A 10,775-nucleotide genomic window follows, 5' to 3' on the forward strand; every position below is an offset into this window, starting at 1 on the left:
CCCGCCTGCGCTCAGTGGTCGTCGGGCGGGCAGACCCGCCCGACGCGTGGCACCGTGACGGGCCGGTGCGGTGTTCAGCCCTTGGCACCGCCGTACGCCAGATCGCCGCCGAGTTCGCGGGATGCCTGGGCCTGGGCGAGGAGTTCCCGCGCCTTGGCTTCGACGCTGTCGATGGCGTCGGCACCGGCGACGAAGCGCAGCGGCGGCTTCTCCTGGGTGGCGATGGTCAGCAGGGCGCGGGCGAGTTTGGCGGGGTCGCCGCTCTGCTGTCCGTTCATGCTCTTCCAGGCCGCGACGGTGGCCGTGGTGCGCTCGGCGTAGTCGTCGATGGTTGGTTCGGGCCAGGTGGTGGAGGCGTCCACGAGCAACTCCGTGCGGAAGAAGCCGGGTTCCACGACCGTGGTGTGGATTCCGTAAGGCTCGATGTCGTAGCGCAGTGACTCCATCCAGCCCTCCACGCCGAACTTGGAGGCGGCGTACGCGACGCAGAACTCCTGGCCGATCAGACCCGCGGAGGAGGAGAGCGTGATCACGTGGCCGGTACGCTGCTCGCGCAGGACGGGCAGGACGGCGCGGGTGACGTTCATGGGGCCGAAGAGATTGGTCTCGATTTGCTGGCGCATCTGCTCGGGGGTGATCTCCTCGAAGTAGCCGGCGAAGAAGTTGCCGGCGTTGTTGATGAGGACGTCGATGCGGCCGAAGCGGTCGACGGCGGCCCGCGCGGCGGCCTCGGCGTCCTCCAGGCTGGTGACGTCCAGCTTGGTGACCAGCAGATTGTCCCGGGGGCCGCCCAGGGCCTCCCCGACCTGATCGGGACGGCGACCGGTGGCGACGACCTGGTGGCCGGCGGCGAGGGCCTCGCGGACGATGTCCGTACCCAGACCGCGTCCGGCACCGGTGACGAGAATGACCTTGCTCATGAGGGGTTCCTTTCGGGATGCCGTGATCGGGCATCCGGTGGTGTGCGGGGACGGGTTAGGCCTGGTCCGTGGGCATGATCCACAGCTCGCCGACGGAGGCGTGGCGGGGCCGGGTGACCATGTAGACGACACCGTCGGCGATGTCGTCGGGGGAGAGGACCTCGGTCTGCTCGTAGAAGGCGTCGATCGCTTCGCGGACCTCGGGCTTGTGATCGTTGTGGGAGCCCAGCTCGGTGTCGACGCCGCCCGGTTCGAGGACGCCGACGCGCACGTGCCGCCGGGTGACTTCCTGGCGTAGGGACTCGGTGAAGCCGTTCACGCCGAACTTGGTGAGGTTGTAGACGCCATACCCGTTCCACGCGACACGGCCGGCGATCGAGCTGATGTTGACGATGTCGGCGATCCGGCGCGGTCCCTCGTCGGCCGCCGTGACCAGGTGCGGGAGAGCCGCGCGGGTGGTGTGGAGGAGGCCCTGGATGTTGACGGCGATCATCCGGTCCCACTCCTCGGCGTCCGCGCCGAGGACCGGGCCCAGGAGCATCAGTCCGGCGTTGTTGACGAGGGTGTCCAGTCGTCCGAAGTGCTCGACGGTCCGCTGTACGGCGGCTTCGGCCTGGGCGCGGTCGGTGATGTCGGCTTCCACCGCCAGCGCGGTGCCACCCGCCTTCTCGATCTCGGCGGCGAGGCCGTCCAACCGGTCCTTGCGCCGGGCCACGAGCGCCACGGAGGCGCCGTGCTCGGCCAGCCGACGGACGGCGGCGGCGCCGATACCGCTGCTCGCGCCGGTGACGAGGGCGACGGTACCGGCCAGCTTCGATGCGGTCGGGGAACTCATGGGGGTGTCCTGTTCTGTGGGCTGGAGATGCGGTGCGGTGGGCCCGTGATCCAGGCAACCACCCGCCGACCCCGCCCGCACCGCCACAACAGGCATCCCTCTACCGGGGGTCCGGCAGTACCCCTTTCCGCACCGCCCACGCGCTGGGTCGGCCGTACGGTGGATGCATGGACCGCAGCACCGAGATCCGCGAGTTCCTGCGCACCCGCCGGGCCCGGGTCACCCCCGAGCAGGCAGGACTCGCCCCGCACCTGGGCGTCCGCCGGGTCCCGGGGCTGCGCCGCGAGGAGGTCGCCCAGCTCGCCGGGGTGAGCGTCGACTACTACGTCCGCCTGGAACGCGGCCGGACGCAGGGCGTCTCCGACGCCGTACTGGAAGCCGTCGCCCGAGCGCTGCAACTCGACGACACCGAACGCGCCCACCTCTTCGATCTGGCCCAGCCCACCGCCACCCGCTCCCGCCGGAAACGGCCGCTCAGCCCACAGCGGGTACGTCCGGTCCTGTACCGGGCGCTGGACTCACTCGCCACACCCGCGATCGTCCTGGGCCGGCGCATGGACGTCCTGGCCGCCAACCGCCTTGGCTACGTCCTCTTCACCGACTTCCAGGACCGGCCCCACCGCGAGCGGAACTTCGCCCGCTACGTCTTCCTCGACGAGACCGCCCGCGCTCTGTACGCCGACTACTGGGACACGGCCGCCGGAGACTGCGTGGCCACCCTTCACCTGTACGCGGGACGCCACCCCGACGACCCCCAACTCACCGAACTGATCGGGGACTTGTCCGTGCACAGTGATGTCTTCCGCCGCATGTGGGCCGACCACGACGTCCTCGCCCACACCACCGGCACCAAACGCCTCCACCACCCACTGGTCGGCGACCTCACCCTCGACTACGTCGTCCTGGCCGTCGAGGGCGACCCCGACCAGAGCCTCACGATCCTCACTCCCGAACCCGCCTCACCCTCCGCGGAAGCCCTCGACATCCTCGCCAGCTGGACCCACACGTCCGGCGGGCAGTCGAGCGAGGGAACCACACGGAACTCGTCCGGGACGATCACGCCCTCGGCCGATCCACGGAAGGCCTGACCAGGGGCCAAGGCACAAGCTGCCGACGGACGTGCTCAGTGCTGTACGGCGAGTCCGGGGCAGTGGCGCCGCATCGCGTCCAGGATCGTCTCAGGCGGTACCGGCAAGGTGTTCGTGGCCATGACGGCCGGACCGAAACCGAGTCGGGCGTTCATGGACGCGGTGCTGCGGACGAGCTTGGGTGCTCGGGCCAGATAGGCATCCGGATCGTGCAGTACGAGCTCGATGAACCGCTGCGAGGCGTTGCGTACTCGCTGTTCGCGTATCCGTACGGCGGCTATCTCGTCCCAGCGGAACCGGCCCAGCCTCTCGTGGTCCACCCCCGTGTCGTCCAGCATCAACTCCGGCCGGTCTCGGCGCAGACGCTGACCGATGATCACCGCGCACAACCCGAAGAAGGGCACGGCCACTGCCCCTGCCGCGGTCATCTTCACGGTGCTGTGGGCGACCAGGAAACCAATGCCCAGAGCGACGAAGACCAGAGAGCCGGCCAGCATGGCCCACACCCTCCCCTTGGCGAGCGGGTAGACCGTCGGGGGCAGCGGAACGCCGTTGTTGATCACGAGGTCAGACGATAGGACCAGAGCCCTCGTCGGCGAAACCCTTTTCCTGGATCGTTCGGCCCCGGGCTGTCGCGCCGGTCGCCCTCGACGAGCCGTGCCACCGCCCGCTCCGGTGGCATGGCACGTACCGACAGAAAACTGTGCACTGGTCGACAAGTATATGGAAAAGCAGCCTGTCACCATATTCGGAGTAGACGCGATTTGGTCTTTCGAATAACTGTGACCGGGCGGGCGAGTGAGTGAGTGAGTGAGTGAGTTGCACGGTCTGGACCGATCCGACGCCTGCACTGTTGCGCTGCACTGCGGGGCCGTTTGATTCTGTCGTTCTACCATTTCCGGGAGATGCCTTATGGTCGCTCAACCCAGTACGGATATCGCCGTCGTAGGGAACGGCGTACTCGGACTTTCGATCGCTGTCGAAATCGCCCGCCGGGCACCGAAAATCAAAATTGCGTTAATCGGTCCTCCGGAACGGACCTCCTCCGCATCCATGGCAGCCGGCGCAATGCTCAACTGCTTCGGCGAAGTGACAAAGTACACCCATCAACATCCCGCCGCCGAAGCCAAACTCGCCATCGCACGCCAAGCCCTCGACGAGTGGCCCGCATGGCTGGACAGGCTCTGCGACGACGTCGGGCACGACGCCGCGGCACTGCGTACCTCGCGAATCGAGGGCACGTTCGTGCTGCTCAGCGGCAGGTCCGGGCACATCGCCCAGGACAACTTCCAGGCCATGCGCACAGCCCTCATCAAGTACGACGAGCCGTACGAGCAGGTCGACCCCCAGGACATCGAGGGCCTGGAGCCCAGCCCCGGCGCACGCCCCTCTCAGGCCGTGCACCTGCCCCGCGAAGGCGCCATCGACGCACGGGCCGTCGTCGCCGCACTGGAAGCAGCGGCACGCCGTCACCGCGTCCACATTCTTCCCACCACGGTGCAGGCTCTCCTGGCCGACGGGGACACAGTGGCCGGCGTGCAGCTCGCCGACGGCAGCACGCTCAGCGCCGGCACCGTCATCCTCGCGGCGGGAAGTACGAGCAGAGCTCTCGCCGACAGCGTCCTGCCTCCCGGCGAGACCCCACCCATGCTGCACGGCAACGGTCTGGCGCTGCTCACCCAGCGCACCACCCCCCACAGCGCCCGCGAGGTACTGCGCACACCCATTCGCGCCGGATCATGCGGCCTCCACCTCGTACCCCTGGCCGGAGAGGGCCGGCAGTACCTCGGCGCGAACAACATGGTCACCCACCGTCCGGCACACGGGCCCGGGATCGGCGACGGCCATGCGTTCCTGCGCCAGATATGCGAACAGATCGACCAGAAGATCGCGTTCTCACAGGTCACCCGCTGGCTGCACGGAGCGCGCCCGATGTCCCTGGACTGCTTCCCGCTGATCGGTGAGAGCAGCCTCCGTGGACTCCATTTCGCCACCGGAACCTATCGGGACGGCTTCCACTGCTCACCGGTCATCGCCCGCCACGTCACCGATACCGTCCTGAACCAGGCCACCACCGACCCGAACTTCGACTGGTTCACCCCGAAACGCCCGCCGATCCAGACAATGACGGTCGGGGAAGCCATCGCGGAATTCGCTTCGCACGAAGTGGATGCCTCCTACGAATACGGCCTGAGCCTCCCGTTTTGGCTCGACAGTGAAACGGTCGCTCATCACTCGAAGCAGCGGGCTCAGCGAGTTCACGAACAGTTGGATGAGCTCGTTGCACTGCCACCGGAGATCCTCATGGCTCTCCAGGGCCTCACACCATCGGACGGTCTTTCCGACTTGCGCCTTTACCTGCATGCAGCGCGTGCTTACCACCAGAAACCCACACAGGCTGCGGCGGTGTAGCCCCCAGAAGCACACCCCTGTCGGAGAGGTGGATCAGGCACGGCTGTGCGGTGCCTGATCTGCGATGTCCGTGGTACCGGCGACTGGGCGGAGTCCTACAGGGCTGCTACGCCCAGTCGCCTTGGGCACAGGACGGCTATGCCCCCGTCGAGTGGATGGCGCGGCAGCGGTGGTCCACCGGCAAGGTCGGGATGGATGGCGTCAGTTGCGGGGGCAGGTCGACGATCGCGGTGGCCGTGTTGACCAGCACAACACCTGGTTCGACCACTGGCTGCCGCGGCTGCCGAACGCCTCGCTGCCCACGGCCGGTCAGAAGGCGGTCTGAGCCGAATCCTCCGGGTACTCACAGAACGAGGTTCTGAGATGAGTGAAGAAGTCGCCTCCAACCCTATGGCGGCGGATGCAGCCTCCGGGCTCGGCACCCGAGACGACGTGAGACCCCAACTCCAAGGACGCATGGGCGTCATAGCGGTCGCGTTGACCGTCCTGGCCTTCGCGGCTCCCCTGGCCAGTGTGGTGGGCGTGATCCCCCTGGTCATCAGCTCCGCCGGCGCAGGGGCGCCACTCGCGTTCGCCGCGGCGACCCTGGTGCTCGTAGTCTTCTCGGTCGGCTACACCACGATGAGCCGGTACGTCCCCAACCCCGGTGCGTTCTACGCCTATATCACCGCCGGGCTGGGCCGGACGGTCGGGATGGCCGCGAGTCTCCTTGCTGTCCTCGGGTACTTCATGATCGGCACAGGGGTCTGCCTCTTCTTCGGCATCGTCTGCAACGACCTGGTCGTCAACACGTTCGGCGGCCCGTCGTCGCCCTGGTGGTTGTACTCACTGTCCCTCGTCGTGGTCGTAGGGATCTTCGGATACTTCCGGATCGACCTGTCCACCAAAGTGCTTTCCCTGGCGATGGTCCTCGAAGTTGTCGTGGTCCTGATATTCGACCTGGCGGTTGCCGTCCAAGGAGGGCCGGAGGGGCGCTCGCTCACCCCGTTCGCCTGGGGTTCATTCAAATCAGGAGCGGTGGGGGTCGCCCTGCTCTTCGCCGTGATCACCTTCATCGGCTTCGAAGCCACGGCGATCTTCCGTGAGGAGACCAAGGACCCGCGGAGGACGATCCCACGGGCGACCTATCTGGCGGTGCTTTTCATGGGAGTCTTCTACATCGTCGTCACCTGGCTGCTCGTAGACGCCTACGGCACGACGCGTGCCACGGAGGCGGCTACCGCCAACGGGCCGGGAATGTTCTCGGACGCCATGGGGCGGTTCGTCGGAACCTGGGCACGGGATGTGATCTCGGTGCTGGTGGTGACGTCTGTGTTCGCCGGGGTGCTGTCGTGTCAGAACATCATCGCTCGGTACGGGTATTCGCTGGGCACGGACCGGGCGTTGCCGTCCTCCCTCGGCCGAGTGCACCCGCGCCACGGGTCGCCGTACGTCAGTTCCCTCGTCGTGAGTGTCATCTTCTTCATCGCTGTACTCGCGTTCACCGGCAGTGCCCCGGCGATCGCATACGCCTGGCTGGCGGGCGCTGGTGGCTTTCCCATCCTGGTGCTCATGTTCCTGACCAGCCTGGCCGTTCTTGTCTTCTTCCACCGGTCGCGCGGCGAGATCCATGACTCGACGCGCTGGCACACCGTGATCGCTCCCGCATTGGCGACAGCGGCGCTGGGGGTGGCGCTCTACTTGTCCTTCACCCATTTCGTTCTCCTGACCGGACGCGATCGCGGTACGGCGATCGCCCTGCAGGTGATCATCTGGGGGGTCTTCCTCGCCGGGATCGGCCTCGCCGTTGTCTACCGGTCGAGGCGTCCGGACGTCTACGCACGGATCGGCCGACAGTCGATTACCTGACGCGGACTCACCAGGTACGCGCGGCTCCGCTCGCGTGAGGTCCTCGCCCACCTCACCTCCTGCACCTCGGTATTCGTGCCGCCGCTCCTCCTCGGCCTGGTGTCCGAGACGGCGTCCCGGTCTGATGCACGATCGGATGACATCTGAACTGGCTCGCCCTGCGCGTCAGCGGATCAAGCGGTTGGAGCAGGAGAACGCTGTCCTGCTCCAACCGCCGTTTACCTGGCGCAGGCGAATCTGGCGGAGCTCGCCGTGGGTGGGGTTCCTGTTCACGGTCACATGCCGGGCCTGGGGCTCGCCAGACAGCCGTACCACCGCCGGCTCGACCGGCTGGTGACCGATGCCGTACTCGGGGAGGCCTGGCGCGCGAACGCGTTGTTCGACGCCCACCGTGAGGATCCGGAGCGTGTTCGGGAAGGCGCGGCAGGATCAAAAACGGCCGGTCCGCCGGTGCACGACGACCTGGTCCGCCGTGTCGTCACCGCGGATGGCCCGAAACCGCCTCTGGCTCGCGGGCGTCTCCGAATACGCGACCAGGGAAGGCAAGTTGTGTCTCTGTGCGATCAAGGACGTCTTCAGTAAGAGGATCGTCGGCTCCGTCGACGCACGGATGAGGCGGTTGTTGTCTTCCGAGGCGGCCTTGGTGATCCCGGTGACCGGTTAGGTCTTGATGCCGTCGCGCCACTGGTCGACGGCTTCGACGAGGGTGACGTTCGGGCAGGTGGGCGTGGCAACCACTCGGTATAGTCGGCAGCAGGCGTGCCCTCACTTAATTCAAAGACTCCTCACTCCATCCTCTTAATTCACAGCAAGTTTATTTGCCGCAGGGTAACCATATATGGATGGTGGGATGGGATGGCTTTTCTCTCCTATTGAATTAATTCACATGCGCCCGGAAGATGGCCGGAAATGACCTTCACGGCATTGGTTAATTTTCGAAATAATTACGTCTCTGAAAGTTGAAAAGCGGTTCGAAAGCAAGAAAATAGGCTGGGCCTACACCTTGAGGGGTGGTTCTTCGTGGCCAATCCTGAGAAATTTCCCTTCCCTGCCGGCGAGCATCCTTACGGAAGCTATTTCCTCATCTCGAAATCGCGCATGAAGATGCATTCCATCAATGTGGACGGACTTGAAGTGACGACCGTGGACTGCGGGCCGGTCGACATCACGTTCGGGAATGGCTATGGCTATGGCGATTCCGGCACGCCGCCACAGTGCGTCATCTTTTGCATTCTTTCGGGAACTGCATCCGCGGTCCACGAAGGACGGGACGTGGAGGCCGATGCGGGAACTCTGCTTGTCGCCGTTGGCGGTGCCGCCTTCTCGTTGCGCGCGCTGGTCGCCTCACGGCTGCTCGTCTTCCACTTACCGGGAGAGATGATGGACGGTATGCCGACCGTACGTCGGGGGATCTTCCGCGTAGTGCGGAGGCCCGATAAATCACAGGCGGGAACGCTACTGTTTCCTCTCCTTGGGACGCTGGCCACGGACATTTGGAACGTCGACGGTGAGCTCGGTCCCGACCTGGAGCGAACCGTATACCTTCTCGGTATGTCCACGGCGAAAACCGTGTTCTGCGAGATGGGCGACCACTACCCGGCCGGCAGCGCGTCCCTCTTGGGCGATGTGAAGGAAACCATCGAAAGACACCTCGGCAATTCAGAGGTCAGTCCGGCGGTGCTTGCGGCCGAGCATCATATATCGGTGCGGCAGTTGCACCGGCTGTTCGAGTCCACCGGCGAGAGTGTCATGCACTATATTAAACGCCGACGTCTGGAGGGTTTCGCGGGTGACCTTGCTGATCCTGACTTCAGGCATCGGAAGATCAGTGAACTGGCCGCTGTATGGGGAATGCTGGACGCGGCGATGCTCAGCAAGGATTTTCGGTCCGCCTATGGCGTGCCGCCTCGGGAATATCGTAAATTGAAATGCCCGGACTGAATGTCTTTCATCGTGCATAAGAGTTGTCCCGCAATTGATCTCGCGGAGCGGAGGCGCGAGTCGATGCCTGAGCGGGCCTCCGGGGCCATCCACCCTCGCGTCAACGAAGGTTGACATACTCCCTCGTGTCAACCTATGTTGACGCGATGGGTAATCAAGCGCTGCTTGCCTGCGGGATGGCCGCTGGCCCCGTGTTCACCCTCGCGTATCTACTGGAAGGCGCCAGCCGTGTGGACTACAAGCCATTCCGTCATCCGGTCAGTTCGCTCTCCCTCGGCCGCGGCGGGTGGGCACAGACCGTCAACTTCCTCGTCGCGGGCTTGCTGTCACTGATCTTCGCCGTGGGCCTGTGGCATGTCGGGCCTTCCCACTGGGGTGCACTGCTGATCGGCACATGGGCGGTGGGCCTGCTGGGTGCAGGTGCCTTCCGGACGGATCCAGTAAGCGGCTACCCTCCCGGCACCCCCGATCAGCTCCAGCGCCACACCCGCGCAGGGGCGCTGCATGACATGTTGTCGCTCATCGGATTCCTCGCCCTTACGGTGGCCTGTTTCGTATTCGCCCTGTCCAGCTCGCCCGGGTGGGCCATCTACTCGATCGCCAGCGGCGTGCTCTTCGTGACGACGATGGCCCTGTCCAGTGCCGCGTTCAGCCAACATCAACGCTGGGTGGACCTCGGCGGACTGATCCAGCGGGTCTCCATCACGATCGGCTGGACCTGGCAGACGCTGCTCGCCGTGCACATCCTGCACACCTGACAGTTGCCCTGCAGCACCTGGTCACGGGTGAGATGATCTTGAGGTGGCTGGTGTGATCACGGCGTCGGAACCGTCCTGGATAGGCCCCTTCACCGGGCTGAGCCCACGCTGCTTCACCAAGTTGGTGACCCAACTGCGGCGCGAGGGCGCCGACGCGGTCCGAAAAGGCCGACCGTGGAGCCTTCCGTCGGAGGACCGCGTACTGCTCGTGGCGGCCTACTGGCGCACGAACTTGACGATGCGGCAGCTCGCCTTGTTGTTCGGCGTCTCGAAGTCCGCAGCCGACCGCGTTATCGACCACCTTGGCCCCATGCTCGCGCTCCAGCCACGCAAGCGATTCCGCATGGACACCGTGCTGATCGTCGACGTAACCCTGGTACCCACCCGCGACCACACAGTTGCCGAGCAGTCGAAGAATTACCGGTACTCCACCAACCACCAGGTCGTGATCGACGCCGACACGCGCCTGGTCGTCGTGGTCGGCCGACCGCTTCCCGGCAACCGCGCCGACTGCAAAGCATGGGAGGAATCCGGCGCCAAGGCCGCCGTCGGCAAGACCACCACGATCGCCGACGGCGGCTATCCCGGCACAGGACTCGTCATGCCGCATCGCCGGCGCAAGGGCGAAGAGCTGCCCGACTGGAAGCAGGCACACAACAAGTCCCACAAGCAGGTCCGCGCCCGCGTCGAGCACGCCTTCGCCCGGATGAAAGGCTGGAAGATCCTGCGTGACTGCCGCCTCAAAGGCGACGGCGTCCACCACGCCATGCGCGGCATCGCCCGCCTCCACAACCTCACCCTCGCCGGATAGTCGAGCAGGCCGCACGCCGGGGAACCGCGTCCGACCCGACCGGAAGATCATTTACGGGACAACCCTTAGGGCTTGCAGATCATTAACGCGTCGTCTTGATCTTGTTTTGGGGCTCGCCAGTTTGAGCGAGGACCCGAGCGTGGAGGGCCGCAAGGACGACGG

At 65.7% G+C, this 10,775-nt stretch carries 9 protein-coding genes; 6 read left to right on the forward strand and 3 right to left on the reverse strand.

Annotated elements, in window-relative coordinates; all coding sequences use genetic code 11:
- Positions 1-74 precede the first annotated feature (74 nt).
- Positions 75-920, reverse strand: a complete 846-nt coding sequence (locus tag ACWIHT_RS05075; protein ID WP_456164509.1) for an SDR family oxidoreductase — start codon at positions 918-920, stop codon at positions 75-77.
- A gap of 55 nt (positions 921-975) precedes the next feature.
- Positions 976-1,755, reverse strand: a complete 780-nt coding sequence (locus ACWIHT_RS05080) for an SDR family NAD(P)-dependent oxidoreductase (RefSeq protein WP_456164511.1) — start codon at positions 1,753-1,755, stop codon at positions 976-978.
- Positions 1,756-1,922: 167 nt separating this feature from the next.
- On the opposite strand from ACWIHT_RS05080, the gene ACWIHT_RS05085 reads away from it, so the two are divergent.
- Positions 1,923-2,843: a helix-turn-helix transcriptional regulator gene (locus tag ACWIHT_RS05085; protein WP_456164513.1), complete on the forward strand. Its 921-nt coding sequence runs from the start codon at positions 1,923-1,925 to the stop codon at positions 2,841-2,843.
- A gap of 35 nt (positions 2,844-2,878) precedes the next feature.
- On the opposite strand, the gene ACWIHT_RS05090 is transcribed toward ACWIHT_RS05085, so the two are convergent.
- Entirely contained in the window at positions 2,879-3,406 is a 528-nt protein-coding gene (locus ACWIHT_RS05090) for an STM3941 family protein (protein WP_456164515.1), read from the reverse strand.
- A 349-nt stretch (positions 3,407-3,755) separates the two neighbouring features.
- On the opposite strand from ACWIHT_RS05090, the gene ACWIHT_RS05095 reads away from it, so the two are divergent.
- The 5 genes from ACWIHT_RS05095 (at position 3,756) to ACWIHT_RS05115 (ending at position 10,613) form a co-directional block, all read left to right on the forward strand.
- The gene (locus ACWIHT_RS05095; protein ID WP_456164517.1) at positions 3,756-5,255 is read left to right on the forward strand and encodes an NAD(P)/FAD-dependent oxidoreductase; all 1,500 of its coding nucleotides are present in this window, start codon (positions 3,756-3,758) and stop codon (positions 5,253-5,255) included.
- Positions 5,256-5,618: 363 nt separating this feature from the next.
- Positions 5,619-7,103: an APC family permease gene (locus ACWIHT_RS05100; protein WP_456164519.1), complete on the forward strand. Its 1,485-nt coding sequence runs from the start codon at positions 5,619-5,621 to the stop codon at positions 7,101-7,103.
- Positions 7,104-8,123: 1,020 nt separating this feature from the next.
- Positions 8,124-9,044: a helix-turn-helix domain-containing protein gene (locus tag ACWIHT_RS05105; protein ID WP_456164521.1), complete on the forward strand. Its 921-nt coding sequence runs from the start codon at positions 8,124-8,126 to the stop codon at positions 9,042-9,044.
- 125 nt (positions 9,045-9,169) lie between these two features.
- Complete coding sequence (locus ACWIHT_RS05110; RefSeq protein ID WP_456164523.1) at positions 9,170-9,802, forward strand: DUF998 domain-containing protein; 633 nt, start codon at positions 9,170-9,172, stop codon at positions 9,800-9,802.
- A 43-nt stretch (positions 9,803-9,845) separates the two neighbouring features.
- The gene (locus ACWIHT_RS05115) at positions 9,846-10,613 is read left to right on the forward strand and encodes a transposase (protein ID WP_456164525.1); all 768 of its coding nucleotides are present in this window, start codon (positions 9,846-9,848) and stop codon (positions 10,611-10,613) included.
- Positions 10,614-10,775: the final 162 nt, after the last annotated feature.

It is taken from the genome of Streptomyces sp. NPDC002276, from assembly GCF_053891435.1.

Excerpts from the sequence above, each read along its gene's own strand:
- ACWIHT_RS05075 (WP_456164509.1), bottom strand. The coding sequence starts at position 920 with ATGAGCAAGGTCATTCTCGTCACCGGTGCCGGACGCGGTCTGGGTACG.
- ACWIHT_RS05080 (WP_456164511.1), bottom strand. The coding sequence starts at position 1,755 with ATGAGTTCCCCGACCGCATCGAAGCTGGCCGGTACCGTCGCCCTCGTC.
- ACWIHT_RS05085 (WP_456164513.1), top strand. The coding sequence starts at position 1,923 with ATGGACCGCAGCACCGAGATCCGCGAGTTCCTGCGCACCCGCCGGGCC.
- ACWIHT_RS05095 (WP_456164517.1), top strand. The coding sequence starts at position 3,756 with ATGGTCGCTCAACCCAGTACGGATATCGCCGTCGTAGGGAACGGCGTA.
- ACWIHT_RS05100 (WP_456164519.1), top strand. The coding sequence starts at position 5,619 with ATGAGTGAAGAAGTCGCCTCCAACCCTATGGCGGCGGATGCAGCCTCC.